The sequence below is a fragment of the Falsiroseomonas bella genome (assembly GCF_003173615.1).
Taxonomy (GTDB): domain Bacteria; phylum Pseudomonadota; class Alphaproteobacteria; order Acetobacterales; family Acetobacteraceae; genus Falsiroseomonas; species Falsiroseomonas bella.
The window spans coordinates 586,692-613,161 of sequence record NZ_QGNA01000004.1; the positions used below are offsets into that span (position 1 = coordinate 586,692).

At 71.3% G+C, this 26,470-nt stretch carries 21 protein-coding genes and 1 tRNA gene; 12 read left to right on the plus strand and 10 right to left on the minus strand.

Going from position 1 to position 26,470, the window contains the following annotated elements; translation table 11 throughout:
- Nucleotides 1-5: 5 nt before the first annotated feature.
- From metC to DFH01_RS19720, 4 genes are read right to left on the minus strand one after another with little or no spacing between them, the layout of a single operon-like run.
- Entirely contained in the window at nucleotides 6-1,184 is a 1,179-nt protein-coding gene (metC, locus tag DFH01_RS19705; RefSeq protein ID WP_109872408.1) for a cystathionine beta-lyase, read from the minus strand.
- A complete protein-coding gene (locus DFH01_RS19710) occupies nucleotides 1,184-2,032 on the minus strand; it encodes a sulfurtransferase (protein WP_109872171.1) in 849 nt (282 codons plus the stop codon). The genes metC and DFH01_RS19710 overlap by 1 nt, the downstream gene beginning before the upstream one ends.
- Nucleotides 2,033-2,037: 5 nt before the next feature.
- Nucleotides 2,038-2,760: an alanyl-tRNA editing protein gene (locus DFH01_RS19715; RefSeq protein ID WP_109872172.1), complete on the minus strand. Its 723-nt coding sequence runs from the start codon at nucleotides 2,758-2,760 to the stop codon at nucleotides 2,038-2,040.
- Between the two features lie 2 nt (nucleotides 2,761-2,762).
- Nucleotides 2,763-3,407: an NUDIX domain-containing protein gene (locus tag DFH01_RS19720; RefSeq protein ID WP_109872173.1), complete on the minus strand. Its 645-nt coding sequence runs from the start codon at nucleotides 3,405-3,407 to the stop codon at nucleotides 2,763-2,765.
- Nucleotides 3,408-3,444: 37 nt separating this feature from the next.
- Between DFH01_RS19720 and DFH01_RS19725 the strand changes: the two genes are divergently transcribed.
- The 3 genes from DFH01_RS19725 (at nucleotide 3,445) to DFH01_RS28285 (ending at nucleotide 6,201) form a co-directional block, all read left to right on the plus strand.
- Nucleotides 3,445-4,347 carry a DMT family transporter gene (locus DFH01_RS19725; protein WP_109872174.1) on the plus strand — a complete coding sequence of 301 codons (903 nt, stop codon included), beginning with the start codon at nucleotides 3,445-3,447 and terminating at the stop codon, nucleotides 4,345-4,347.
- Nucleotides 4,348-4,580: 233 nt separating this feature from the next.
- Nucleotides 4,581-5,993: a SwmB domain-containing protein gene (locus DFH01_RS19730; protein WP_158287830.1), complete on the plus strand. Its 1,413-nt coding sequence runs from the start codon at nucleotides 4,581-4,583 to the stop codon at nucleotides 5,991-5,993.
- Between the two features lie 10 nt (nucleotides 5,994-6,003).
- Nucleotides 6,004-6,201, plus strand: a complete 198-nt coding sequence (locus DFH01_RS28285) for a hypothetical protein (RefSeq protein ID WP_158287831.1) — start codon at nucleotides 6,004-6,006, stop codon at nucleotides 6,199-6,201.
- Between the two features lie 6 nt (nucleotides 6,202-6,207).
- Here DFH01_RS28285 and DFH01_RS19735 read toward each other — a convergent pair whose 3' ends face one another.
- From DFH01_RS19735 to DFH01_RS19755, 4 genes are all read right to left on the minus strand, one after another.
- Nucleotides 6,208-7,500: a tetratricopeptide repeat protein gene (locus DFH01_RS19735; RefSeq protein WP_146217098.1), complete on the minus strand. Its 1,293-nt coding sequence runs from the start codon at nucleotides 7,498-7,500 to the stop codon at nucleotides 6,208-6,210.
- Between the two features lie 158 nt (nucleotides 7,501-7,658).
- Nucleotides 7,659-8,105, minus strand: coding sequence for a GNAT family N-acetyltransferase (locus DFH01_RS19740; RefSeq protein WP_109872177.1), 447 nt, complete (start codon nucleotides 8,103-8,105; stop codon nucleotides 7,659-7,661).
- Nucleotides 8,102-8,737: a ParA family partition ATPase gene (gene parA / locus DFH01_RS19745; protein WP_109872178.1), complete on the minus strand. Its 636-nt coding sequence runs from the start codon at nucleotides 8,735-8,737 to the stop codon at nucleotides 8,102-8,104. The genes DFH01_RS19740 and parA overlap by 4 nt, the downstream gene beginning before the upstream one ends.
- 564 nt (nucleotides 8,738-9,301) lie before the next feature.
- Complete coding sequence (locus DFH01_RS19755) at nucleotides 9,302-9,988, minus strand: PEP-CTERM sorting domain-containing protein (protein ID WP_158287832.1); 687 nt, start codon at nucleotides 9,986-9,988, stop codon at nucleotides 9,302-9,304.
- A gap of 468 nt (nucleotides 9,989-10,456) precedes the next feature.
- Here DFH01_RS19755 and DFH01_RS19760 point away from each other — a divergent pair, with 468 nt between their 5' ends.
- The 7 genes from DFH01_RS19760 to DFH01_RS19790 all read left to right on the plus strand — a co-directional run bounded on the left by DFH01_RS19760 (nucleotide 10,457) and on the right by DFH01_RS19790 (nucleotide 20,041).
- Nucleotides 10,457-11,872 carry an NAD(P)H-hydrate dehydratase gene (locus DFH01_RS19760; RefSeq protein WP_269846271.1) on the plus strand — a complete coding sequence of 472 codons (1,416 nt, stop codon included), beginning with the start codon at nucleotides 10,457-10,459 and terminating at the stop codon, nucleotides 11,870-11,872.
- 50 nt (nucleotides 11,873-11,922) lie between these two features.
- On the plus strand, nucleotides 11,923-13,380 hold the full coding sequence (locus tag DFH01_RS19765; protein WP_109872182.1) for a malonyl-CoA decarboxylase: 1,458 nt from the start codon (nucleotides 11,923-11,925) through the stop codon (nucleotides 13,378-13,380).
- Nucleotides 13,381-13,530: 150 nt separating this feature from the next.
- A complete protein-coding gene (locus DFH01_RS19770) occupies nucleotides 13,531-15,276 on the plus strand; it encodes a calcium-binding protein (protein ID WP_109872183.1) in 1,746 nt (581 codons plus the stop codon).
- Between the two features lie 122 nt (nucleotides 15,277-15,398).
- Entirely contained in the window at nucleotides 15,399-17,789 is a 2,391-nt protein-coding gene (locus DFH01_RS19775; protein WP_199231300.1) for a 1-deoxy-D-xylulose-5-phosphate synthase N-terminal domain-containing protein, read from the plus strand.
- A complete protein-coding gene (locus DFH01_RS19780) occupies nucleotides 17,786-18,784 on the plus strand; it encodes a class I SAM-dependent methyltransferase (RefSeq protein WP_109872184.1) in 999 nt (332 codons plus the stop codon). The genes DFH01_RS19775 and DFH01_RS19780 overlap by 4 nt, the downstream gene beginning before the upstream one ends.
- Before the next feature lie 46 nt (nucleotides 18,785-18,830).
- Nucleotides 18,831-19,922, plus strand: coding sequence for a class I SAM-dependent methyltransferase (locus DFH01_RS19785; protein WP_109872185.1), 1,092 nt, complete (start codon nucleotides 18,831-18,833; stop codon nucleotides 19,920-19,922).
- 38 nt (nucleotides 19,923-19,960) lie between these two features.
- A tRNA-Leu gene (locus DFH01_RS19790) sits at nucleotides 19,961-20,041 on the plus strand.
- Between the two features lie 12 nt (nucleotides 20,042-20,053).
- Here the strand turns inward: DFH01_RS19790 and DFH01_RS19795 are convergent.
- Together DFH01_RS19795 and DFH01_RS19800 are read right to left on the minus strand one after the other, a co-directional pair.
- Nucleotides 20,054-21,691 carry a hydantoinase B/oxoprolinase family protein gene (locus tag DFH01_RS19795; RefSeq protein ID WP_109872186.1) on the minus strand — a complete coding sequence of 546 codons (1,638 nt, stop codon included), beginning with the start codon at nucleotides 21,689-21,691 and terminating at the stop codon, nucleotides 20,054-20,056.
- The gene (locus tag DFH01_RS19800; RefSeq protein ID WP_109872187.1) at nucleotides 21,688-23,724 is read right to left on the minus strand and encodes a hydantoinase/oxoprolinase family protein; all 2,037 of its coding nucleotides are present in this window, start codon (nucleotides 23,722-23,724) and stop codon (nucleotides 21,688-21,690) included. Before DFH01_RS19800 ends, DFH01_RS19795 begins: the two co-directional genes overlap by 4 nt.
- A gap of 106 nt (nucleotides 23,725-23,830) precedes the next feature.
- Between DFH01_RS19800 and DFH01_RS19805 the strand changes: the two genes are divergently transcribed.
- Together DFH01_RS19805 and DFH01_RS19810 are read left to right on the plus strand one after the other, a co-directional pair.
- Nucleotides 23,831-25,324: a M81 family metallopeptidase gene (locus DFH01_RS19805; RefSeq protein ID WP_109872188.1), complete on the plus strand. Its 1,494-nt coding sequence runs from the start codon at nucleotides 23,831-23,833 to the stop codon at nucleotides 25,322-25,324.
- Nucleotides 25,325-25,428: 104 nt separating this feature from the next.
- Nucleotides 25,429-26,406, plus strand: a complete 978-nt coding sequence (locus DFH01_RS19810) for a Bug family tripartite tricarboxylate transporter substrate binding protein (RefSeq protein WP_109872189.1) — start codon at nucleotides 25,429-25,431, stop codon at nucleotides 26,404-26,406.
- The last annotated feature ends 64 nt before the right edge of the window (nucleotides 26,407-26,470 follow it).

A 26,470-nucleotide genomic window follows, 5' to 3' on the forward strand; every position in this document is an offset into this window, starting at 1 on the left:
TCGGGTCAGCGGAGCAACGCCAGCGCCTGGTCCAGGTCGGCGATCAGGTCTGCCACGTCCTCGAGCCCGACATGCAGGCGCACCACCTGGCTGCCCGGCGCAGCCGTGGCGGTGCGGGTGATGCCGGGGTTGGTCGGCAGGGCGAGGCTCTCGTAGCCACCCCAGGATGCCCCGATGCCGAACAGCTTCAGCCCGTCCACGAAGCGGAAGATGTCGGCTTCCGTGTAGCGCGGCTGGAACACCACGCCGAACAGGCTGCAGGCGCCGGTGAAGTCGCGCTTCCAGATGGCGTGGCCGGGATCCTCGGGCAGGGCAGGGTGCAGGATGCGCGCGACCTCGGGCCGCGCCTGCAGCCAGCGTGCGACCTCGAGCCCCGCTTCTTCCTGGTGCTTCAGCCGCACGGCCATGGTCCGCGCGCCGCGCAAGGCGAGCCAGCAATCGTCCGGGCTGGCGTAGTGACCCATGGCGCTCGCCGCGCCGCGCACCTTGAGGTGGTGCGCCTCGGAATTCACCGTGACGGAGCCGAGCAGGATGTCGGAATGGCCGCCGACATACTTGGTCAGCGCCTGGATCGAGACGTCGCAGCCCTTCGCGAAGGGCTGGAAGTGATGGATGCCCCAGGTGTTGTCGATCATCGCGACGGCGTCGCGCGCATGCGCCAGCGCGGACAGCGCCGGCACGTCCTGCATCTCGAAGGTGTGGCTGCCGGGGCTTTCGAGATAGAGGACGCGGGTGTTCGGGCGGAAGGCAGGCGCCAGCGCCTCGGCGGTCGTCGTCGGGTCGTAGAAACTCGTCTCTATCCCCCAGCCCTTCATCAGCCCCTCGGCCAGGCCGCGCGCCGGGCCATAGACGCTGTCCGGCATCAGGCAGTGGTCGCCGGCCTTCAGGAACGCCAGCAGCGGCACGGCGACGGCGGCGAGCCCGGTGCTGACGACGGTGCAATGCGTGCCGCCCTCGATCTCGGCGACCACGTCCTCCAGTGCGTAATGCGTGGGTCCGCCCTGGGTGCCGTAGGTCATCACCCGCTCGAAGCGGCGCTTGGAATTGTCGATGCGCGCCTGGCAGGAGGGCTGCAGCACGGTGGAGCCGCGATGCACCGGCGGATTGACGAAGCCGTGGCTGCGCACGCCCGGCCGCGCCAGATGGGTCAGCCGCGTGGCGAAGCGGCGGTCGTCAGGGTCCATCAGGCGGTGGCCTTCGGCGTTTCGGGCCGCGAGGCCCATTCGGTCCAGGAACCGTCATAGACGGCGGGCTCGGGAAGCCCGGCGCGCACCGCGCCGAGCGCCAGCACGCAGGCGGTGACGCCGGTGCCGCAGGAGGTGACGAGGGGGCGCGCATCGTCGGCGCCGCGCGCCTCGAACAGCGCGCGGATCGCGGCCGCGTCCTTCATCGTGCCGTCGGCGTTCAGCAGTTCCGTGAAGGGCAGGGAGGCCGCGCCGGGCATATGGCCGGAGGAAAGCCCCGGCCGCGGCTCCGGCGCCGTGCCGTCGAAGCGGCCCTTGCTCCGGGCGTCGAGGATCAGCGCCTCGCCGCCGCCTTGCCTGACGATGCGCTTCACGTCGCCGATGCCGGCGAGGCGGCGCGCGATCAGGTCCGGCACGAAGGTCGCGGGCGCGGCGGCGGCAGGCTCGCCGCTCTCCAGCGCGCGGCCCTCCGCCTTCCATTTCGGCAGCCCGCCATCCAGCACCGCCACGGCCTCATGCCCGAAGAGCCGCATCAGCCACCAGATGCGCGGCGAGGATTGCAGGCCCTTCTGGTCGTAGGCGACGACGCGCATGCCGTTGGAGATGCCGAGCGCGCCAACGACCCGCGCAAACCGCGCGGGTGTCGGCACCATGTGCGGCAGCGGATCCTCGATGTCGGCCAGCTGGTCGAGATCGGCGAAGCGCGCGCCGGGGATATGCGCCTTGCGGAACTCGGTCAGCCCGTCCAGCGGCGCCTCGTTCGGCAGGTATTTCGTGCAGTCCAGCACGACGAGGTCGGGCTTGCCGAGTTCCGCCGCCAGCCAGTCGGTGGATACCAGATGCTCCATCGTGCTCACTCCGGCAGGATGAAATGAATGCGCCGGTTCTGCCGGCCCTTGCTCTCGAGCTTGGTCACCTCGACTCGCCCGATCTCGCCGGTGGAGCGCACATGCGTGCCGCCGCAGGGCTGCAGGTCCACCGGCGCGCCCTCCGGCCCGATCCGCACCAGGCGCACGCGGCCCGCGCCCTTGGGCGGCTGCACGGAGAGGGTGCGCACCAGCGTCGGGTTGGCATCCAGCTCGGCTTCGGTGATCCAGGTGAAGCCGACGGGATGGTCGGCGGCGACCAGCGCGTTCAGCTTCTCGGTGAACCACTCCTTCGCCGGCGGCTCCGGCAGGTCGAAGTCGAGGCGCGACTTGTCCATGCCGATCTGGTTGCCGGTGGCGTAGATGCCGGGCAGCACGGAGCACAGCAGGTGCATGGTGGTGTGCATGCGCATGTGGCGGTGCCGCCGCGCCCAGTCGATCGCGACCTGCACCTCGGCGCCGACCGGCGGCGCGGCGCTGCCGGGGGCGAGGCCGTGCAGGATCGCGCCCTCCTCGCCCTTGATCGCCTCGGCGACCGTCGCCTCGCCGCCCTGCCAGCGCAGCGTGCCGGCATCGCCGGGCTGGCCGCCGCTGCGGGCATACATCACGGTGCGGTCGAGGAGGACGCCCTTCTCCTCCACCGCGATCACGCGGGCGGTGCAGTCGCGCAGATAGGAATCCTCGGCGAAGAGCGGTTCGGTCGCAGGCATCGTCAATTCCATTCGGCGCGCAGCCGCGCGCGGTTCAGTTGCAGCCACATCAGCGCGAGCGCGGTCGGCGCGCCGTCCACGCGGTTCGCGGCGACCATGGCGAAGGCGTCCTCGGACGGCACCACGACGACGCGCGTCTCCTCATGCTCGTGATCCAGGCCGTGGGTGCGGCCCGCGGCATCGTCCAGCGCGACGCGCGCGCAGAAGCAGTGCAGCACCTCGTCGCAGCCGCCGGGCATCAGCATGAAGCGGCCGATGGAGGCAACGGCGGTGGCGTCCAGACCGGTCTCCTCGCGCAGCTCGCGCAGGCCGGCCTCGGCCGGATCTTCCTCGGGATTCAGCAGCCCGGCCGGCAGCTCGGTCTGCACGGGCGAGAGGCCCGCGGCATGGGCGGGCAGGCGGAACTGCTCGATCAGCGCGACGGCGTCGCGGGCAGGATCGTAGGGCAGCACCAGCACACCGCGGCCGCGGCGCCATAACTCCCAGGTGAGCGGGCCCGACAGGCTTCCGTCGAAGCGCGTGTAGCGGAAGCGGACGCGCTGCATCGCGAAGCGGCCGGCGAACACGATCTCGTCCGCCTCCACCGCGAGGCCCGGCGCTGGCGCGATCGGCGGTGCCAGGCGATGGCGGGGCGGGCTGGCGTTCATGCCCGGCGGAAACTAGCCTCGGGGTCCAGGATCGTCCATGACCCCTCCCGATTCCGCCGGTGTCGCGAAGGCGCGGCAGCGCGCCATCCTTCTCGTCCTCGCAGCGTCCGCCACCTTCGCGCTCGCGGCGGCGGCGGTGAAGGAGCTGGGCGGCGCCATCCCGCTGGCGCAGGTGATCCTGGCGCGCAACCTGTTCGCGCTGCCCTTCCTGCTGCTGCTGGTCGCACGCTCCGGCGGGTGGGAGATGCTGCGCCCGCGGGCGCCGGGGATGCATGCGCTGCGCACGCTGTTCGGCCTGACGGGCATGGTCGGCGCGTTCGCGGCCTACACCTGGCTGCCGCTGGCCACCGCGACGGTGCTCGGCTTCACCATGCCGCTGTTCCTGACCGCGCTCTCGGTCGTGATCCTGCGCGAGCGCGTGGGCTGGCGGCGCTGGAGCGCGGTGGTGGTCGGCTTCCTCGGCGTGGTGCTGGTGGCGCGGCCCGGCGCGGCGGCGGAGGCGCTGCCGCTGATCCCCGTGCTGCTCGCGCTGCTCGGCGGCCTCGGCTGGGCGCTGGCGATGATGAGCATCCGCCGCCTGGGCGAGGCGGGCGAGCCCGGCGTGACGATCGTGGTCTGGTTCGCCGTCGGCGCCGCGCTGGTCTCCGGCATCGCGACCATCCCGGTCTGGGTGACGCCGGACGGCAAGCAGTGGCTGCTGCTGATCGGCATCGGCGCCGTCTCGGCGCTGGCGCAGCTGCTGATGACGGAGGCCTATCGCCGCGGCGAGACGACGCTGCTGGCGCCCTTCGAATATGCCGGGCTGATCTGGACCATGGCGATGGGCGCGCTGATCTGGGGCGAGGTTCCGGGCGTGGTGGACCTGCTGGGCTTCGCGGTGCTGGTGGGCGCGGGGCTGTTCATCTGGTGGCGGGAGGTCAATCTCGGCGTTCGGCGTTGATATTCGTTGTTTCTTTCTGACGTTTGCCAGCCTTTGCCAGATGCGCCACCGCCAGCGACAGCCGGACATGGTGAGCATCGGTATTCCCTTCGCCACCCTCCTGCACGAGGGTGAGCGAGATGACTGGCCCTTGGAGCAAGTTGCCGCGTGCCGTTTCGGCTTCGGTCTCCCCTTCCGCGGGATACGCGCCGCGCCGCGAGCAGCGCGCGCCCCGCGGCGCGACCCTGGCGCAGATGATCCAGGCGCTCGGTGGCGGTGGCCCGGATGACGGGGTGGCGATCGATCCTGCCGAGGTCATTGCGCGCGGCGCCGAAGGCACCGTCTGGTCGTCGCGCCGACTGCCCGACGGATCGCTCCGCTACTGGTCCGATCAACGGGGCGGCGCCTTTGCGTTCCGCGCCCGCGGCGACCGGCCGACCAGTGGCCACGTGCTGGATACCTCCGACGTGCTGGATGTGGAGATCGGCAACGGCCAGTCCTGGCGCGTTTACACCCCGACCGATACAGCAGGCCGGCCCTTCATCGGCACTGCGGATCGCTGGTCCGTTCTGCAGGTGCTGAACCAGGCCGGCGCCTTCGTGGAGCGCGGCGATGCCGGCACCACCGGTGCCAGCGACATCCGGGGCCGCGAATACCCGTCGGCCGGCAACTACACCGATCAGATCGGCACCACGGCGGCGCAGGTGCGGCAGCTGCTGCGTCGGCGCGCGCGCATGCAGGTGACGCCGATCGTGCACTTCGTGCACGGCTTCGGCGCTGCCACGTGGCGCAACAATGGCGGCTTCTGGCTGGCGCCGGGTTCCGCGCCGTGGGCTTCCGGCGTCGCCATCATGGGCGCGCTGCCGGCAGTCGCTGCGGCCTACGGGATGACGTGCCGGTTCGTCGCGGTGGGTTGGACGCACGGTGTCGCCGGAGTTCGTCGGATCGACTACTATGACGAGCTTCAGAACATGATGGCGTCCTACGACGCGCTGGATCTGCCCGGCACGACAACGCAGGCGCTGCGCATTTTTCTCGACCAGCCGAACACGACCAACAGCGCGACCAGCATCATCGAGCCCGGCCTGCCGCACGGCTCCAACTGGTTCAGGCAGCTGGACTTCGTCCTCGACCACCCGACCCGCGCCTACCTGACCGGGCCGAGATATCCCTTCCCGCTGATCGATACCATTCATCACAGTGCCTACGGCTACGCTAAGATCGGCGAGGTCGAGGGCTACGTGAAGCATCGCGTGCTGGACCTGGGCCAAGCCTGGGAGCCTCTGCGAATCATCGGCGCCAGCATCACCGGTGCGACCATCACCGTGACCACGAACCAGCCGTACGCAGGCGGTGCGCTGTCAATCGACACCAGCATGATCGAGGCCGCCGAGAGCTATGGCTTCCGCGTCTACGTCGCAGGCGTCAAGCGGACGATCAGCGGCGTGGATGTCAGCGGGACCACCATCACCATTACGCTGGCATCCGCGCCGTTGGCCGGGTCGGCCGTCGAGCTTTCCTATGCGGTCTACGGCGTTGCGCAGCGCAGCGGCACGCATGCTGGCGTTTGGGGCAACGTGAAGATGGCCGGGCCTGCCTCGCCATTATGGCCGGCAGAGACGATAGACGCCTGGCTGATCTGTGATCGCCGCACTCTCACTGCCTGACACGCGGGGCGTGAACGCGACCGACCGTGAGCGCCAGACGGGAACGCATCTGCTCGCCCCGCTCAGCCGCGTCCGGCAGATCGCCGTGGCGCTGATCGCCTTCGGCGCCGGCTACGCCACGACACCATCGAGCACCTTTGCCAAAACCGGCCAAAACAGCGGCCTATCGTCGGTTGGCAGGAGATGCCGCCGGGGGTGGCGGCGGTAGCCTGCGTCAGCCCGCCACCTTGGCTAGAAGCTTCGCCAGGCGCTGCGTCAGCGGATGCTCCGGATGCGCCTTTCGCAGGGCCGCCAGATGGCCCTCGGCGCCCGCACGGTCGCCGGCCTCGAGCGCCAGCTCGGCCAGCCGCGCCTGGGCCTGGGGTTGTGTGGGGTCGGCGCGGAGCGCGGCGCGCCAGGCGGCCTTGGCGCCTTCCGCCTCGCCCAGCCGCTCGCGCAGCTTGGCGATCTGCACATGCTGCGCGGCCTCCCGCATCATCGCCGCGGTCGTCTCGCGCAGGATCAGCGCGCAGGCGGCGTCCAGCGCGGCGCCGCGGTCGATCGGCGGGGGGCCTGACGGTGCGGCGGCCGGCGCGGCCGAGGGCGGCGCGAAGAGTGTCGGACGGTCGGGGAACCAGCGGTGGCGCACCGCCTCGTTCACCGCGTGGAAGCGCGCGAGGAAAGCCGCGGCTTGCCCTGGATCGGGGCGCCAGCCCTGGCCGGGCAGGTGCTCGTTGGCCTGCTGCACGAAGCGGCGCCACAGCACGGAGGCGCCGTCGGGTTTGCCGCCCATCGCCTCCGCCATGGCGCGCACCAGCTCGATGCCGCCCGGGGTGAGGGAGAGGTTGCTCTGCCGGTCGGGGTCGTCCGGCGGCACCTCCAGCGGGATGCCGCAAAACGACAGGAAATCGTCCACGACGTCGCCGTTCAGCAGGCTCTCGCGCTCGAAGATGCGCGGCTGCACCGCCGCCTCCCCGAAGACGCGCGCCCAGAGGTCGAGCAGCGCGGCATAGTCATAGGCGCGCAGCGTCTCCGGCCCGGCCGCCGGCATGACGGGGGGCGCGACATGCCCGACGCGCAGCGCCTGAGTGTAGCCGGAGGCGAAATGGCTGTCCTGGCGGCGCAGATACATCACGACGCGCACGGTCCCGACATGCGGCGCGAGCAGGTCGCGCAGCGCGCCGATCGTCTCTTCCGTGTCGAGCAGCCCGCCCATCTGCTCGGCCGAGATCAGCAGCAGCCGCGTATCGGCCGGCAGCGCGTGGAGTTCGCTCGCGAAGTCGGTGCGGAACCGGGCGAGGCGCGCGGCGGGCGGCATGCCCTCCCACACCGCGGGATTGAAATGGCCGAGGCGCTGCACCGGCACCAGCGAGGCCGGCAGCAGGCCGTGGTTCGCCCAGCCAGGCGAGAGAGGATAGCAGACGCCGAGCTTCCCCAGCGCCTCCCGCCGCGCGCCGAGCACGCGCTGGATCGAGGAGGTGCCGGTCTTGGACTGACCGATGTGCAGTATCAACTCTGGTTTCGGCATCGCCCGCTTCTACGCCGCGAAGGCGGCGGGCGCAGCATGTGCGGCGGAACCTCCTCGGCCGCGCAGCGGCCGCGCGCGGCGACCGACCTTTCCGTCCGGCGCACCATGTCTGCGGCGCGCAAGCCAAGTGACCGGAGGTCGCGCCGGCGACTGAGGCATCAAACCAGACTCTTCCTGAACCAGAGCCGGGAATGGCCCGCCGGCATCCCGTCCAGCCGGCCGAACTCCGCATAGCCGTTCCGCTGCCAGAAATCCGGCGCCTGGAAGCTGAAGGTGTCCGTGTAGGCATGGGCGCAGCCGCGGGCGCGGGCGATGTCCTCCGCGCGGCGCAGCAGCTCCGATCCCAGGCCGAGGCCGCGCATTTCGCGGGAGAGCCAGAGCCAGTCGATGAACAGCCAGCCCCAGAAGGTCAGCCCGAGCAGCCCGCCACGGACCGCGCCATCGGGCGCGCGGGCCAGCAGCGTCACCGGCTCCCGGTCATAGGCGCCGCCCATTTCCTGGTTGTAGGCGTGCAGCCCGCGCTGGATGGCGGCGACGGCGTCGAGCTCGGGATAGGCGTCCTCGACGATCTCGATGTCGGGGGGCGCGGCGGGCTTGCCGCTCATCGGCGCCGGAAGCCCCGAAGCGCTGCGGCCAGCGCGCGGACCTCGTCCGCCGCCAGCGAGCGCGGCGCGGCTTCCGTCACGCCGAGCCCGGCCGCGAAGGCCTGCGCGAAACCGGTGCGGTTGCCGAGCGTGGCATCGAGCAGCGTGACGCCCTTGCCGCGCAGCGCCGCCGCCACCTCGGCCGTCAGCCTGCCTTGCGCCGGCACGCGGTTCAGCGCCACGGCGACCGGCCGCTTCTCGGCCTTGGCGAGGTCGAGCGTCGCGCCGGTGGCCCAGAGATCGGCCGGGGAGGGCTGCAGCGGCACCAGCACCAGGTCGGCGCTGCGGATGGCGATGCGGGCGTCGGTGTCGTCATGCGGCGGGGTGTCGAGCAGGATCACGTCGTGGCTGCGCCGCAGCTTGTCGCAGGCGGCGGGCACGCGCCAGCCGGCCGGCGCCTCGAAATCCAGCACGGTCGCGCGGCCGCCGGCCTGGCCGCGGGCTTGGTGCCAGTGGCTGAGCGTCTTCTGCGGATCGGTGTCGAGCAGCGCCACGCGCTCCCCGAGGCCGGCGAAGGCCGCGGCCAGGTTGGCCGCCAGGGTGGACTTGCCTGCGCCGCCCTTCCGCTGGGCGACGGCGACGACGAAAGCCATGGGCGCGACTCCGCACGGTCGTTGTGCAGTGCGGAAGTTAGCAGCAGCGGGGCTGCCCGCCCAAACGCCGCCGGCACGCCGTGCCGCTCAGCGGCCGGCGGGGGGCGTGCCAGATTGCATCGGCGCACCGCCGACCCGGGGCGGGATGACGTCGCGATTGGTGAAGAAGCCCTCGGAATGGTCCGGGCGCCGCGCGCCGGGCACGGGCGGGCCGCCAAGGACTTCGTGGCCCGAGGGTGGACCCGGCGGGCGAGGGATCCCGGCGCCGGCGCGCGGGTCCGGCGCAACGCCGGGTGCCCGCACCTCGCCTTCCGGCCCTGGCTGGCTGTTCCCGGGCGGGAGGGACGGCGGCAGTTGGCTGCTGACGGCCGGCGCGTCCGGGCCGGATCGCAGCTGGGCGCCGGCGGTGCCGCCGAGTGTGAGGAGGCAGGCGACGAGGAGAAGCGTCCGCATGCGGCGCAAGCGCCGCAAGTGCCCCCGGGTTCAGCTGCCTTCTCGCAGGAACCCGGGAAGCGGTGCGATCCGCCCGGGAAGAACGGCACCGTCCTTCCCGATCGTCGTCAGTCAGCGGCGACGCCGGCGGGCGAGCCCCATGGCGAAGATGCCGGCTCCGAGCAGCGTCAGGCTTGCCGGCTCGGGCGCCGGGATGAAGTTCGGATCGGCCACGGTCGTGCCTTTCCAGACGAGGTAGTCGTTGTCGTCACCCACGCTGCCCGGATGTGAAAAGAGCAGATACTTCGCCGACGTGTCGAAGCCGGCGATGGAGGCGAGGATCTCCTTCTCCACGGAGCCGCCGGTGTAGGCGAAATTGGCGCTGCCGATCACCGAGCCGAAGGTCGGGTCGTTGCTCCACTGCAGCCGGCCTTCCTCGCTGCCGCCGCTGCCGCCGCCATCCAGCGACGAAACCCAAAGCGTTTCCCAGAGCTCGCCCGTGGGCAATGTCAGGCGGATGAACTCGTTGCTGCCGTCGTTGTCGAGCTCGTTCACGTCCCCGCCGCCGCTGCGGCAGGCGCTGGCCCCCTCGGAGCAGACCCCGAGGCCGTGATCATTGGTCACGTTCCGGAGCCACAGGTTGGCGGGCGTGCTCAGGTTGTTGTTGAAGCCTTCCGCCGTCACGCCACCCACCACGACGCTCGTCGCGAGCGCAGTGTTCTCAGCCCCGAGCGTCGTGAAGTCGAAGCTGCCAGCCTGCGCCTGCCCGACGCCGAGCAGCGCTGCAGCCGCGATCCCCAAGAGAGATGACTTCTTCATCCTTGGCCCTCCGACACGGGCGAGCGCCATGCTCGCTCCGCGGCTCAGACAGCAAAAGACATGCCAGCGACCGCGAAAGAAAAATCAGCACGACAATCAATACGTTGTCACATCGTGCGGCGAGCGCGGCCTTGCATTGTAAAGAAATACGACATCATGATCATTAATGATGCATTCATGCTGCACGACGAGGTGAAAAAGACAGGACAGGGGCTGGCGGGCAGATTGCCCCGCGGGTCGCTTTGAGTCGTCCTGGCTGTTTGCGGTGGGCGAACTTCTCGTAACGGTTGTGGTTGCCGGCGTGGCCGTATTCCGCTGTCGCGCGCAATGTAAGATTCTTCGACACCGGCCCGGCGTTCTTTCGAAACAATTGTATTTAACGAATCTATACTATCAAGTGGCCTGTGCCCGTTCGGCGGAACCGCGCGGCAGTTCCTCCCGCCCTGCCGCTGCTCTAGCCTCGCCCGCGTGGAGGAACTGCTCACCCCGGCTGAGATGGCGCGCGCCGACACGGCGGCGATCGCCGGCGGCGTGCCCGGCGTCGTGCTGATGGAGGCCGCGGGGCGGGCGGTGGCGCGGGCGGCGATGCGGCGCTTCCGGCCGGTGCGGACGCTGGTGCTGGCCGGGCCCGGCAACAATGGGGGCGACGGCTGGGTCGCGGCGCGGCTGCTGGAGCAGGCGGGCTGGCCTGTGGTGGTGGCGCCGCTGGCTCTGCCGCGGCCTGGCGGCGATGCGGCGCTGGCCGCTGCGCGCTGGCGTGGGCCGGTGGTGCCCTTTTCGGCGGCCGAAGCGGCGCGTGCCGGGCTCGTGGTGGATGCGGTGTTTGGCGCCGGCCTGTCCAAGCCGGTGGATGGGTTGGCGGCCGACGTGCTCGGCGCCGTGCGATGCCCGCTGGTGGCGGTGGACGTGCCCTCCGGCGTGGATGGCGCGACGGGGGAGGTCATTGGGTTCGCGCCGAACGCCGCGCTGACCGTCACCTTCTTCCGCCGCAAGCCTGGGCACCTGCTGTATCCAGGGCGCGCCCTCTGCGGCGAGACGGTCCTGGCCGATATTGGCCTGCCCGCCTCCGTGCTGCCGGCCATCGGTCCACGCGCCTGGCGCAACGGGCCGTGGCTCTGGCGCATCCTCCGCCCCGGCGCGGCCAGCCACAAATATGCGCGGGGCCATGTGGCCGTCGCGGCCGGCAAGGGCATGACGGGCGCGGCGAGGCTGGTCGCCACGGGGGCGCGGCGCGCCGGGGCGGGGCTGCTCAGCGTCGCCGCGCCGGATGCCGCGACGGCCGCGGTGCTGCGCGCCGGCGATCCAGGCGTGATCGTCGCAGAGGATCGCGCCGCGCTGCTCGCCGATGTCCGCATCGGCACTTGGGTCATCGGCCCCGGCCTGCCGCCCGACGAGGGGACGCGCGCGCTGCTGCGGGAGACGGTGTCCGCCGGCAGGCAAGTGGTGGCGGATGCCGGTGCGCTGCGCGCCGCGGCCGGCGATCCTGCCGCGCTCGCCGGCTGCGCCGTGCTGACCCCCCATGCCGGCGAGTTCTCCGCCGTCTTCGGCCCGCCGGGCGCCGATCGGCCGGGCGCGGTCCGCGCCGCCGCGGCGGCGACCGGCGCCGTGCTGGTGCTGAAGGGGGCGGATACGCTCATCGCCGCGCCGGATGGGCGGCTCGCCATCAACGACAACGCGCCGCCCTGGCTCGCCACCGGCGGCACCGGTGACGTGCTGGCCGGGATCGTCGCCGGGTTGCTGGCGCAGGGCATGCCGCCCTTCGAGGCCGCCGCCGCGGCGGTGCATGTGCATGGCGAGGCCGCGCGGCGCGCCGGGCCGGGGATGCTGGCCGAGGACCTCGGTTCCGTGATCGCTCACGCCATCGCAACCTATTGGCTCGATTGATCGCCTCCTTTCTGCCACCATCTGTCTGAAACACGCGGAAAGGATCCGTGATGTCGGACCTGGCCATCTCGACCGGCCTCCTCGACCGCGCGCTGCGCCGCGTCACCTCGCTGTGGCGCGACATGGCCGGCACCGCGCCGGTCGGCGCCGAGGCGGATTTCGCCGCCCGGATGCGGGCCTGCCTGGAGGCGCGCGGGGGCGAGGTCTCCGCCCGGTCCCGCGCGGCCGGCCTCGCCGAGGCCTATCTGGCGGCCGACCATGGCGGGCGCGGGGACTTCCTGCGCGCCCTGGCCGCCTTCGATTCCGACCCCGAGGCCGTTCGCGCCGCCTGGGAGAAGGTGGCCGCCGCGACCGACCCGGCCGAGCGCGCCGCGGCCAAGGCGCGTCTGCGCCGCACGTTGGAGCCGCCGCGGCTGCGCCTGCTGACCCAGTTCACCGCGATCCCCGATGGCGTGAAGTTCGTGGTGAACCTGCGCGCCGACCTGCTCGCCCGCGTGAAGGGCGAGCCGATGCTGGAGGCGCTGGAGACCGATTTCCGCACGCTGCTCGCCGCCTGGTTCGACGTGGGCTTCCTGGAGCTGCGGGCGATCGACTGGTCCTCTCCCGCCTCGCTGCTCGAGAAGCTGGTGGGCTACGAGGCGGTGCACCGCATCCGCACCTGGCGCGACCTGAAGAACCGGCTGGATTCCGACCGGCGCTGCTATGCCTTCTTCCACCCCCGCATGCCGGAGGAGCCGCTGATCTTCGTGGAGGTCGCGCTGGTGAAGGGGCTCGCGGACAACGTGCAGGCGCTGCTGGACGAGAAGGCGCCGCTGCAGGACCCGCGCAAGGCCGACACGGCGATCTTCTACTCCATCAACAACTGCCAGCGTGGCCTGGATGGGATCAGCTTCGGCAATTTCCTGATCAAGCGTGTGGTCGCGCTGCTCTCGGCCGAGTTCGGCAACCTCAAGGCCTTCGCGACCCTCTCGCCCATCCCGGGCTTCCGCCGCTGGCTGGATGAGCGGATCGCCGCCGCCGATGTCGCGCTGATCAACGAGGAGGAGGCGCTTGCGCTGCGCACGGCGCTGCCGCCCGACCTCGCGCTGCCCGCGCCGGCCAGCGACGGCGCCGTGGTCGCGCCGCGCCCGCCGGCGGGCGAGACGCCGGTGCAGACGCTGGCGCGCGTGCTCTCGCGCCGGATCGCGGCGCGGGAGGAGGCGGTGGCCAAGGCGCTCGATCCCCTGCTGCTGCGCGCCTGCGCGCGTTACCTGCTGGCCGAGAGCGGCCGCGACGCGAAGCGCGCGCGCGACCCGGTGGCGCATTTCCACCTCTCCAACGGCGCGCGGGTGGAGCGGCTCAACCCGCGCGGCGACGTCAGCGAGAAGGGCTGGCGCGAGAGTGCGGGGATGATGGTGAACTACCTCTACGACCCCGCGAAGATCGAGGATTACCACGAGGACTATGCGGGCGAGGGCAAGCGCGCGGCGTCCTCGGCCGTGCGGAAGCTGGCCAAGGGCTTCGTCTAGCCTTTCGCGCGCATTTCGCGCGGCGGAAACAACTGAAACGCAGCCCGCAGCGACGGATACGGGCGCACAATCCGCGCGCAAGGTCGCGCGGCGAAAACGTCTCCCACAGGCACGGGATGTTCCGGGCCGATCCGATCTGGGAGACCTCCGATGGCGACCGTCAGCATCAATTTCGGCGACGACAACGACAACTTCTACGGCCAGCCCTATGACGACGACCTCATCATCCAGATGGGCAAGGGCAACGACACCGTCTTCGCCGGCGAGGGGACCAACCTCGTCTATCTCGGCGCCGGCAACGACGTCTTCGAGTCGGAGGACATGCTCGGCGGGCCGTTCGATGAGTCCACCGAATGCGGCCCTTCCACGGTGTATGGCGACATCGGGAATGACCTGTTCGACTTCTACGACGTGTCGGGCACCGCCTATGGCGGCAAGGACAACGACATCTACCTGATCAAGGGCATGGACGCCTCGGTCAGCGTGGTCGAGTACGGCGGCGAGGGCATCGACACGATAAAGATCGACCTCTGGAGCAAGGCCACCTACACGATCCCGGTCAACGTCGAGAACCTCAGCGTTGGCAACGTCTACTACTGGGGCTTCTTCAGCAACACCTGGGAGACGACGAACAACAGCTTCGAGGAGGGCTTCGTCGACGCGGGCGTCACCATCATCGGCAACGCCGAGAACAACGCCATCACCGGCAGCGACATGCACGACACGCTGAAAGGCGGTGCGGGCGCCGACACGGTGAAGGGCGGCCTGGCGAACGACGTGCTCCATGGCGAGGACGGCAACGACGTGCTGTGGGGCGAGCACGGCAACGACAAGGCCTATGGCGGCATCGGCAACGACAAGCTCTCCGGCCACGGCGGCAACGACACGCTCGACGGTGGGGAGAACGACGATCTCGTGGACGGCGGCGGCGGCAACGACCTGCTCTACGGCGGGAACGGCAAGGACGTGCTGTTCGACGGCGCGGGCGCCGACACGATGAATGGCGGCGCGGGCGATGACATCTATGTGGTCACCGACGCGACCGACAAGGTCATCGAGGCCGCCGGCGGCGGCAATGACCTGGTGAAGACCAAGCTCGCCAGCTACACGCTCGGCAGCGAGGTGGAATCGCTGATGTTCACCGGCAGCGGCGGCTTCCAGGGCACCGGCAACGCGCTGACCAACCGCATCACCGGCGGCTCCGGCGCGGACCTGCTCAAGGGCATGGACGGCAACGACGTGCTGACCGGCAATGACGGCGCCGACCAGCTCTATACCGGCACCGGTAACGACTACGCCTCCGGCGGCAACGGCATCGACAGCCTGTTCGGCGAGGCCGGCAACGACTCGCTCTACGGCAACAACGACGCCGACTACCTGACGGGCGGCGGCGACAACGACTACCTGGACGGCGGCGCCGGCAACGACAACATGCATGGCGACGACGGCCACGACACGATGCAGGGCGGCGACGGCAACGACCTGATGCAGGGCGGTGCCGGCAACGACGAGATCCGCGGCGGCAACGGCGACGACAAGATCTATGGCGGCCTGGGCAAGGACAAGCTCTACGGCGACGCCGGCTTCGACAGCTTCAGCTACCAGTCGCTGAACGAAAGCAACGCCGCCTTCGGCCGCGACTTCATCTACGGCTTCGAGCAGGGCAAGGACAGGATCGACCTGTCCTGGATCGACGCCGACAGCACGGTGGCCGGCAACCAGGGCTTCAACTTCACCGGCAGCGGCGCCTTCTTCAAGAGCGCGGGCGATCTGTGGCTCACCTCCAGCCTGCTCGGCGCCACGGTGAACTGCGACGTCAACGGCGATGCGGTGGCCGACATGCAGATCAACGTGGTCGGCGTGTGGAACCTGACGGCGAGCGACTTCGTGCTCTGATCCTCGATGCCCCGTCGGCTTGCGCCGCCGGGAGGGCCTGCCCACGCCACCCGCGCACGGCTTCGCCGCCGGCGCGGGTTTGGCTATGCTGCGGCCACAACGGCCGGGCGGGAGATCCAGGGATGACCGAGCAGAAGCCGATCAGGCCGGCGCAGGCCATGGACCCGATGCGCCGGCTGCGCCTGCTGCACCAGGTGGAGCGCAAGCTGCTCTGGCTATCGGCCTGGATGATCCACCATGCGAACCACATCCGCCCGAACCGCGACGGTCTGAAGGTCGGCGGCCACCAGGCCTCCTGCGCCTCCTGCATCTCCATCATGGCGGCGCTGTATTTCGAGATCCTGCGGCCCGCGGATCGCGTGGCCGTGAAGCCGCATGCCGGGCCGGTGTTCCACGCGATCAACTACCTGCTGGGCCGCCAGACGAAGGAGAAGCTCGCGACGCTGCGCGAGTTCGGCGGCATCCAGCCCTATCCCTCCCGCATGAAGGACGGGGCGGAGGTGGATTTCTCCACCGGCTCCGTCGGCCTCGGCGTGGCACTGACCACCTTCGGCTCGCTCGTGCAGGACTATGTCCATCTGCACGGCATGGCGCGGCCCGACGTGCCGAAGGGCCGGCATGTCGCGATCGTGGGCGATGCCGAGCTCGACGAGGGGAACATCTACGAAGCCCTGCTGGAGGGCTGGAAGCACGATGTGCGGAACGTCTGGTGGGTGGTGGACTACAACCGCCAGAGCCTCGACAGCGTCGTCCCCGACCGCCTCTTCGGCCGGATCGAGGGGCTGTTCCGCGACATGGGCTGGAACGTCGTCACGTTGAAATACGGAAGGAAGCTGCAGGCCGCCTTCGCGCGGCCGGACGGCGACGCGCTGCGCCGCTGGATCGACGATTGCCCGAACAGTCTCTACGCGGCGCTCACCTTCCAGGGCGGCGCCGCCTGGCGCAACGCTGTGCTGGCCGATCTCGGTCGCGTGCCCGGCGTGCGCGCCATCATCGACCCGCTGACCGATGACGAACTGGCCGAGTTGATGACCAATCTGGGCGGCCACGACATCGAGACGCTCACGGAAGCCTTCCGCGCGCAGGATGCGGAGGGCGACCAGCCCACCTGCTTCATTGCCTACACCATCAAGGGCATGGGCCTGCCCTTCGCCGGGCACAAGGACAACCATGCCGGGCTGATGACGAAGGAGCAGATGGCCGGCTTCCGTGCCGCCATGCGCATCCGCGAGGGCCATGAATGGGACCCGCATGAGGGGCTCGACGCGACCGAGGCGGAGATGCGCGCCTTCCTCGACGCCACGCCCTTCGCCGCGCCGCTCGCATCCGAGGGCCGCCGCCTCTCCGCGCCGCCGGTGCATGTGCCTGCTTCCTTCGCCGTGCCCCGCGTGCCGGCCGGAAGAAAGCTCTCCACCCAGGCGGCCTTCGGCGAGATCCTGGCGGAGCTTGGCCGCGGCCACGGGGATGCGGCGGAGATCGCGGCCCGCATCGTCACCACCAGTCCGGACGTGACGGTCAGCACCAATCTCGGCCCCTGGGTGAACCGGCGGGGGATCTTCGACCGCCACCAAAAGAACGACGTTTTCCGGGATGCCAAGCTGGCGAGTGCGCAGCGCTGGGGCATGGCGCCGGAAGGCCAGCACATCGAACTCGGAATCGCCGAGCAGAATCTGTTTCTTCTTCTTTCGGCCTTGGGGCTGTCGCATCAGCTCTATGGCGCACGGCTTCTGCCGGTCGGCACGGTGTACGATCCCTTCGTCAATCGCGGCCTCGATGCGCTGATCTACGCCTGCTACCAGGATGCCCGTTTCCTGCTGGTGAGCACGCCATCGGGTCTGACGCTCGCGCCCGAGGGCGGCCAGCACCAGAGCGTCAACACGCCGCTGATCGGCATGGCGGCCGACCGGCTGGCGAGCTTCGAGCCCGCCCATGCCGACGAGCTCGCGATCCTGCTGCGCCACGCCTTCGACCACATGCAGAAGCCGGACGGCTCGGCCGTATGGCTGCGCCTGTCCACCCGCGCGCTGGCGCAGCCGGAGCGCAGCCTCGATCCCGCCGCGGTGATCGCCGGCGGCTACTGGGTGGTGCCGCCCGCGGACGGCGCGCGGATCGCCATCGCCTATCAGGGACCGGTCGCGCCGGAGGCGGCGGAGGCCTTCGAGGAATTGCGCGCGGAGGAACCCGGCGCCGGGCTGCTCGCGATCACCTCGCCCGACCGGCTGCACGCCGACTGGATCGCGGCGCGCCGCGCGCGGCGCAACGGCCAGGCGCGGCGCCCGTCGCACATCGAGACGCTGCTCGCGCCGCTCGCGGCGGAAGCTGCGATCGTCGGCGTGCTGGACGGCCACCCGGCCGCCCATGCCTGGCTCGGCGCGGTGCGCGGGCAGCGCGTGGTCCCCCTCGGCGTGGACCGCTTCGGCCAGGCGGGCGACATCCCCGACCTCTATCGCGAGTACGGGCTCGATGCCGCCGCGATCCTGGATGCCTGCGCCGAGGCGCTGCTGCCGGCATGAGCGACCGGCCGCGCCGCCCGCGCTGGCTGGATCGCAAGCCGGAACCGCAGAATGTCATCGCCGCCTACCGCTGGCTGCTCGGGCGCGATGTCGAGAGCCCGCAGACGGCGGAACGCATGGCCGCCGCCTCGCTCACCATCGCGGAGCTGCGCCAGCGCGTGATGGACTCGGCCGAGTGCCGCGCGCAATTCGACCCGATGCGCTGGCGCCCGATGCCGCTCGACATCCCGCCGCTGGAGATCGAGAGCGCGGCGGAACCGGCGCAGCTCGCCGCGCTGCTCGATCGCATCGGCCGCGCCTGGAGCACGCTGGGCGAGACCGAGCCGCACTGGTCGGTGCTCACCGACGACCGCTTCCGCGGCGAGCGCCTGGCGGACAACCTGGCGAGCTTCATGGCCTCGGGCGAGGGGAGCGCGAAGGGCGTCGCCGCCATGCTCGCGCGGCACGGGGTGACGCCCGGCAGCCATCCGCGCCTGGTGGAATTCGGCTGCGGCGTGGGGCGCGTGACGCTGCCTCTGGCGCAGCGCTTCGCGCAGGTGACCGGCTGCGACGTCTCGCCCGGCCATCTGGCCGCCGCAAAGGACGCGGCGGCGCGCGCCGGGGTGGAAGGCATTGCCTGGTGGCAGGTGCGGACCGAGGCGCTGCTGCCACCCGGGCCGTGGGACATCTGGTACAGCCACCTCGTCCTGCAGCACAATCCGCCGCCGCTGGTGCGCCACATCCTGCGCCAGGCCTTCGCCGGCCTCGCGCCGGGGGGCGTCGCGCTGTTCCAGGTGCCGACCTACATCCGCGGCTACCGCTTCGTGCTGGCCGAGTACCTGGCGCGGCCGGCGGAGGGCGGGATGGAGATGCACGCCCTGCCGCAGCCCGAGATCTTCGCGCTGGCCGCCGAGGCCGGCCTGCAGGTGCTGGAAGTGCGCGACGACAGCCACCTGACCACGCGCGAGGCAGGACGCTTCCTCTCCCACAGCTACCTGTTCCGCCGGTCGGGGTGACCGCACCGGGCTTCTTCGCACCGGCCGGCCCGCCTATACCGTCCGCATGAGCGAGGACGCCGCCCCGCCCGCGATCGAGACCGCGACGCAACGGCGCCAGGCCCGCATGGCGCAGCGCCTGGCGGCGCGGCTGGCCGCACGGCCGATGGGCGAGGCGGCCGAAGCCGATCCCTTGCAGGCCGCACCGACATCGGCCGACGTGCTCGAAGCCTATCTCTGGCTCCTCGGCCGCGCGCCGGAGGATGCGGGCGTCGTCACGCGGCTGCTCGCCCGGATGGACAGCCGCGCCGCGCTGCGCACCGAGTTGTTGCGGTCGAGCGAGTTCCGCCTGCGCGTCGGCGCAGAGGCGCTGCCCGGGCTGCCCGCGGACGCCCCGGCCCTGCGCGTGGAGACGAAAGCCGCGCCGGCCGAGCTGGAGGCGATCCTGCTGGCGCTGCGTCGGGACTGGGGGCGCCTCGGGGAGACGGCGCCGCATTGGTCCTGCTGCCCGGAGGCAGCCTTCCGGCCGGATCGCATGGCGACCCACAAGCGGGCCTTCTTCGCCTCGGGCATGGCGGACCGGCGGCTGGTCGAGGGCGTGCTGGCGCGTCACGAGGTCGCGCCGGAGCGGCTCGGCCGGCTTGTGGATTTCGGCTGCGGCCTTGGCCGCGCCACGCTGCACCTTGCGGCGATCTGCCCGGAGGTGACGGGGATCGACATCTCCGCGCCGCATCTGGCGCTGGCGCGGGCCGAGGCGCGCGCGCGGGGCCTCGATCACATCGCCTGGCTGCGCGCCCGGCCGGACCGGCCGATGCCGGCGGAGGGCTACGATCTGTGGTACAGCCGCTTCGTGCTGCAGCACATCCCGCCGCCGCTGGCTCGCCACCTGCTGGACCTGGCCTTCGCGGGCCTCGCGCCGGGGGGGCTCGCGGTGTTCCAGGCGCTGACCTACGGCGCCGGCTATGCCTATACGGCCGGCACGCCGCCGCCGGCGGTCGGCAGCGCGCCCGAGGAGCTCCATGTGCTGCCGCAGGCGGTGATATTCGCCACGGCGGCCGCGGCGGGGCTTCGAGTGCTGGAGGTTCAGGAAGATCCGGCGCCGGGACTCGACCGCGGGCGCTGGCTGTCGCATCTCTTCGTGCTGCAGCGTCCCGCGTGACCGCCGCGCCGATTACGGGCGCGGTGCGAGGGGCCTGAGCGGGCGTGGTGGAACGGTAGACACGCTGGATTTAGGTTCCAGTGGCGCAAGCCATGGGGGTTCAAGTCCCTCCGCCCGCATTCCCATGCCCATCACCGCATCGGGACATAGCCCCGCAGCCGGTCCTGCTCCTGCGCATCGGCGCTGCGCGCGGCCGGCGACCCGAAGCCGCCGCCGCCGGAGGTCTCCAGCCGAACGATGTCGCCGCGCTGCAGGGGCAGGTTGTCGGTCTTGGGGGGGATCGGCGTCTCCCTGCCGTCGCGGGTCAGCGCCAGCACGCCCTTCGCCGCCGGCCCGCCGCCCGCAAGGCCATAGGGTGCGTGATCGAAGCGGTCCATGTTGGCCGTGAAGAAGCAGCGCGGGCTGTCCACGCGCCATTCCCGCACGAGGCCGAGGCCGCCGCGACGTTCGCCGGCACCGCCGCTGCCGTTCCGCAAGGCGTAGCGCAGCACGGTCAGCGGCAACTGCGCCTCGATCATCTCGACGGGGATATTGGCGTTGTTGTGCATGCCAGAGGCGAAGGCGTTGACGCCGTCCTTCGCGGGATGCGCGCCGGAACCGCCGATCTCGATCTCCACCAGCACCTCGCGTGCGCCGGATTCCGCGACGGTCTGGAAGGTGGTGACGTAGCTGTTGCCGTAATAGGCGGCCGGGATCATGGCCGGCACGGCCTGGTGCAGCGCGCCCATCATGGCGTTGAGCAGCCGGTGCGTCGCCGCGATGCGGTGCGCGACGGGGGCGGGGTGGCGGGCGTTCACCACCAGGCCTTCCGGCGCGATCACGCGGATCGGGCGGTAGCAGCCGGCGGACATGTGCAGCGAGGGATCGGCGCAGCACATCAGCGCGAACATCACCGCGGCGTTGGTGCTGGCCAGCGTCGCGTTCACCGGCCCCGCCACCTGCGGCGAGCAGCCGGAGACGTCCACCACCGCTTCCTCGCCCGCGATGGTCAGCTTCACATGCAGCCGGATCGGCTTTCCCAGCTCGATGCCGTCGTCGTCCAGAAAGTCCTCGAACTCGTAGGTGCCGTCGGGCATGCGGGCGATGGCGGCGCGCATGCCGGCCTCGCTCATCGCGAGGATTCGCTGTCCTGCCTCGATCACTGCCTCGGCGCCGAAGCGCCGCGCCAGGCGCGCGATGGCCGCCGCGCCGACTTCCAGGCTGGCAAGCTGCGATGCCAGGTCGCCCATCAGCAGGTCCGGCTTCCGCACGTTCTGGCGGATCATCGCGAAGACCGCCTCGTTGCGGACGCCGCGCGCGATCAGCTTCACCGGCGGGATGCGCAGCCCTTCCTGGAAGATTTCCAGCGCCTTCGCGGCATAGCTGCCGGCGGCGAGGCCGCCGACGTCGATGTGGTGGCAGAGCGTGCCGACGAAGGCGATGCGGCGGCCTTCATGAAAGACGGGGCGGAAGGCCAGGATGTCCGGCAGGTGCTGGCCGCCGCAATAAGGGTCGTTGAAGATGACGACGTCGCCTTCCTCCCACGCATCCGGCCGCACGTACTCCGCCAGCAGCGTGCGCAGCGCATGCGTCATGGAGTTCAGGTGGCTCGGGATGCGCGCGGATTGCGCGAGATTGTCGCCATCCGCATCGAAGACGGCGGTGGAGTAGTCCAGCAACTCGCGCACGATGGTGCTGCGGCTGGTGCGCCAGATGGTGACGTCCATCTCGGCCGCGGCGGCGGTCAGCGCGTTGCGGATGACTTCGATCTCGATGGGGCCGAGCGTCATGCGATCCTCCGCGCGATCAGGGCACCTTCGGGATGCGCCTCGGCCCGCCAGCCGGCGGGCAGGACATGGGTGGCGAAGGCTTCCTCGATGATGGCGGGGCCGGAGACCGGCGCACCGGGGCGCATCGCCTCCCGCCGCCACACGGGCCAGGCCGCGACGGCGCCCGCGCTCCAGACCTGCCGCGTGCTGGCGGGTGCAGTTGCATCGGGCCAGGGCGGCGCCGCTTCCTCGGGCTTGTCCAGGCGGCCGATGGCGATGGCGCGCAGCGTCACGATCTCCACCTTCTCGCCTTCCGCTGCGTACGAGAAACGCGCGCGGTGCTGCGCGTGGAAGCGCGCGAGCAGGGCAGGGAGGTCGGGAGCTTCCGGCCAGGGCACCAGCAGCTCGAAGGCCTGACCGCGATAGCGCAGGTCGGCGGCGATCTCGACCACGCGCTGTGCTTCCGGCACGCCATCCTCCTCCAGCCGTTGCAGCGCCTCGGTACGCAGCCCGTCCAGCGTGGCCGTGATCTCCGGCAGCGCCGCATCGCCCGCGAGGAACAGGCGCGACCGCGCGAGGTCCTGCGCCAGGTCGGAGAACAGGATGCCGTAGGCGGAGAGCGTGCCGGGTTCGCGCGGGAAGACAACCTCCGTCATGCCGAGTTCCTCCGCGACCTCGATGGCGTGCAGCCCGCCCGCACCGCCGAAGGACAGCAGCGCGAACTCGCGGGGATCGAGGCCCTTCTCGAACAACGAAAGCCGCACGGCGGCCGCGAGCTGCACATTCGTCACGCGCAGGATGCCATCCGCCGCGTCCGGCTGCGTCAGGCCGAGCGGCGCGCCGATGCGGTTCGCGATCGCTTCGCGCGCGCCCTTGGCATCCAGTTGCATCGCGCCGCCGAGGAAGAAATCCGGGTCGATGCGGCCGAGCGCGACATGCGCGTCCGTCACCGTCGGCTCCGTGCCGCCGCGACGGTAGCACACCGGGCCGGGCCGCGCGCCGGCGCTGCGCGGGCCTGCCGTCAGCCGACCCGACGGATCCACGCTGGCGATGGAGCCGCCGCCGGCGCCGATGGTGCGCATCTCCACCATCGGCAGGCGCACCGGCAGCCGGTCCACCTCGCCCTGCGTCACCAAGCCGATGCGGTTCTCCTGCACGACGGAGACGTCGAAGCTGGTGCCCCCCATGTCCACCGCGACCAGGTTCGGCCGCTCCAGCCGGCGGGAGATGCGCTCGGCGGCCAGCGCGCCGCCGGAGGGGCCGGAGAGCAGCAGCCGCGCCGGCTGTTCCGCCGCGCGGCGCAGGCTGCACATGCCGCCATTGGACTGCACGAGGAAGATGCGCGGCGCGAAGCCGCCCTCGCCGAGGCGCGATTCCAGCCGGTCGAGGTAGCGCTTCACCACCGGCATCAGCAGTGCGTTCAGCACGGTGGTGGAGAGGCGTTCGTATTCGCGGATCTCGGGGCTGACCTCGGAGGACAGGGAGACCGGCACGCCGGGCAGGGCACGCACGACGGCATGCCGCAGCGCCCGCTCATGCGCGGGGTTCGCATAGGCATGCAGCAGGCCGATGGCGACCGCTTCCGGCTGCGCCGCGCGCAGGCGGTCCAGCACGGGGGTGAGATCGCCGAGCGCCTGTTCCACGCTGCCATCGGCGCGCAGCCGTTCCGGCACGCCGAAGCGCAGCTCGCGCGGGATCAGGCAGGGGAAAGGATCGGGTGCGAGCGCGTAGATCTCGCGCCGCGCGTGACGCGTGATTTCCAGCACATCCTCGAAGCCCGCCGTGGTCAGCAGCGCGCCGCGCGCCAGCTTCCGCTCCAGCACGGCATTCGTCGCGATGGTCGTCCCATGCAGCAGCAGGCCGACATCGGACAGCGCGAAGCCGAAGCGCTCCGCCGCTTCGCGCACGCCGGTCAGCAGCCCTTCCGAGGGATCGGCCGGCGTGGTCGGCGTCTTCCAGGCGAAGACGCGGCCTTGCCGTGCGTCCAGGATCTGCAGGTCCGTGAAGGTGCCGCCGATATCCACGGCGATGCGCACCGGGCGCGCCTCGCTCATCCCGTCATCCCGCCTCGTGCCATGCATCGCACTTGCCAGCATCGGCCCGGCTTGGCCAGGGGGGCGCCGCCTGGGCTAGGCTGCGCCGTCACGCCAGAGGAAAGCCATGCGCATCGCGGTCCTGCAGTTCACCCATGAGACGGTGACCTTCCTGCCCAACGACACGACGGAGGCCGATTTCCGCTACCCCGGCTCGCCGGCCGCGGGCGAGGCGCTTCTGGCGACCGACCCCAAGGGCTACATGGGCGGCTTCGTGCAGGTCGCGCGCGAATGGCAGGATGTGGAGCTGGTGGGCATAGAATCCCCGCTCTGGCCCAAGACCGGCACGGGGTCTGGCTGGATCACCAACGAGGCCTTCGAGGTCTTCGTCGGCAGGCAGATCGCGGAGCTCCAGCGCCTCGGTCCGTTCGACGGCGCCTTCCTGGCGCTGCATGGCGCCGCGGGCGTGCGCGGCGTGCCGCGGCCGGAGGCCGAGGTGGCGCGGCGCGTGCGTGCGGTGCTCGGGCCCAAGGCGCGCATCGCCGCCACCTTCGACCCGCATGGCAACGAGGATGCGGAGTTCCTGCGCCATGCCGACATGGCATTCTGCGTGAAGTATTTTCCGCACTACGACATGCATCTGCAGGGCGAGCGCGCCGCGCGCATGCTGGTGCGCGCGATCCGCGGCGACTACCGGCCGGAGACGGTGACCGTGAAGGTGCCGATCATCGCGCCAACGGTGGTGATGTGGACCGGCGCCTCGCCCTGGTCCGACCTGGTGCAGCGCGCCCTGGTGTGGGAGGCGCGCGAGCCCGACACCTACGTCAACGTCTTCTTCGGCTTCCCGTGGTGCGACGTGCCGGATGCCGGCATGTGCATCCAGGTCACGACGAACGGCAATCCCGCGCTGGCGCGCAAGGTCGCGCAGGACATGGCCGACTGGACCTGGCGCCGCCGCGCGGACCTGATCCGCGGCACGAAGCTCTACCGCATGGAGGAGGGCGTGGCGCTGGCGAAGCAGGCGGTGGCGGAGAAGCGCGCGCCGGTGGTGCTGGCCGACTACAGCGACCGTTCCGGCGCCGCCACCTGGCTGCTGCAAGCGATCATCGCCGGCGGTCTCTCGCGCACGCTGGTCGCGACCATCGCGGACGCCGCGGCGGTTCAGGCGCTGGCGCAGGCGAAGCCCGGCGCTCCGGTGGACCTGCAAGTCGGCGGCCGCCTGGCGGAATCCGACGGTGATCCCGTCCGCATCACCGGCACGGTCCTCGGCATCGGCACGCCGACCACGCCGCGCGCGATGGGCGGCGGCGACCATTGGGTGATGGTCGGCTTCGGCGAGGGCAATGTGCTGATCCTCAGCCCCTTCCTGGTGCAGATCACGGAGCCGCACGAGCTGTGGAATCTCGGGCTGAAGCCCACGGATTTCGACGTGATCGCGATCAAGTCCCGCGCGCATTTCCGCCGCGGCTTCGACGACAGCGGCTTCGCGCCGACCATCCTGCTGGTGGAGCCGGACCAGCCCTTCCTCGGCACCGCCCGGCTGGAGGCGCTGCCCTTCAAGCACTTGCGGCTGGAGGAGTTCTACCCCTACGGCGACCCGCCCGCGCCCGTCATCGGATGACACTGCGGGTCTGACCGCTGGCGGCACCCGTGAATGGCCGGCCGGCTTGCCGCGGGGCGTCATTGCAATGCTAGGCTCCCTCTCGGAAACGGGAGGAGGCGGGCATGCAGGGCAGGGCGTTCGGGCGGCGCATCGTGCTGGCGGGGCTGGCCGCGCCGCTGTTGCCAGGTGTCGCGGCGGCGCAGGAGTTTCCCTCGCGCCCCGTCCGCGCCGTTGTCGGCTTCGCGCCGGGCGGCGGCGTGGATCTCGCCGCGCGCGTCGTCACGCGCCGCATGGGCGAGGCGCTGCGCCAGTCCGTAGTGGTGGAGAACCGCCCCGGCGCCGGCAGCACCCTCGCCGCCGCAGCGGTCGCGCGCGCCGATGCCGATGGCTACACGCTGATGGTTGGCGAGACCGGGATGCTCATTGCGCCCGCGCTGTATCGCGAGGTCCGCTACGACCCCGTCGCCTCCTTCGCGCCGGTCGGGCGGATCGCCATCGCCCCGCTCGGCCTCGCCGTGCCGGCCGGGCTCGGCGTGACGGATCTGCGCGCCGCCATCGCGCGGGCGCAGGCCGCGCCACGGCCCTGGCGCTACGCCACGCCAGGCGTCGGCACGGTGCAGCATCTGGTCGGCGAGATGCTGCGCGGCACCGCGCCAATGCCGCTGGAGCACGTGCCCTATCGCGGCGGCGCGCCCGCCGTCACGGCCGCGATCGCCGGCGAGATCGAGCTGGTCATCGCGAGCCTTCCCTCTCTGCTTCCCGCGGTAGCCGCCGGCGCGCTGCGCCTGCTCGCGGTCACCACCGCGACGCGGCTGGAGAGCGTGCCCGAGGTGCCCGCGGTGGCCGAGGTGCTGCCCGGCTTCGACGCCGCGCCGGGCATCTTCCTTGTCGCGCCCGCCGGCACGCCGGCGCCTGTGCTCGGCACGCTGAACGCGGCGCTCGGCGCGGCGACCACCGATGCCGAGGTGAAGCGCGCGCTGCTGGCAGCGGGGCTGATCGCGGCCACGCCGGTGGATGCCGCGGCGATGGCACGCGAGATCGCCGCGGAGACGGCGAAGTGGACCGCGGTCGCGCGCGCTTCCGGGGCGCGTCTGGAATGAGCACGCCGATGGTTTGCGGCAGCGCGCGAACCATGCCCAGAATGCGAGCGCATTCGTGAGTGGA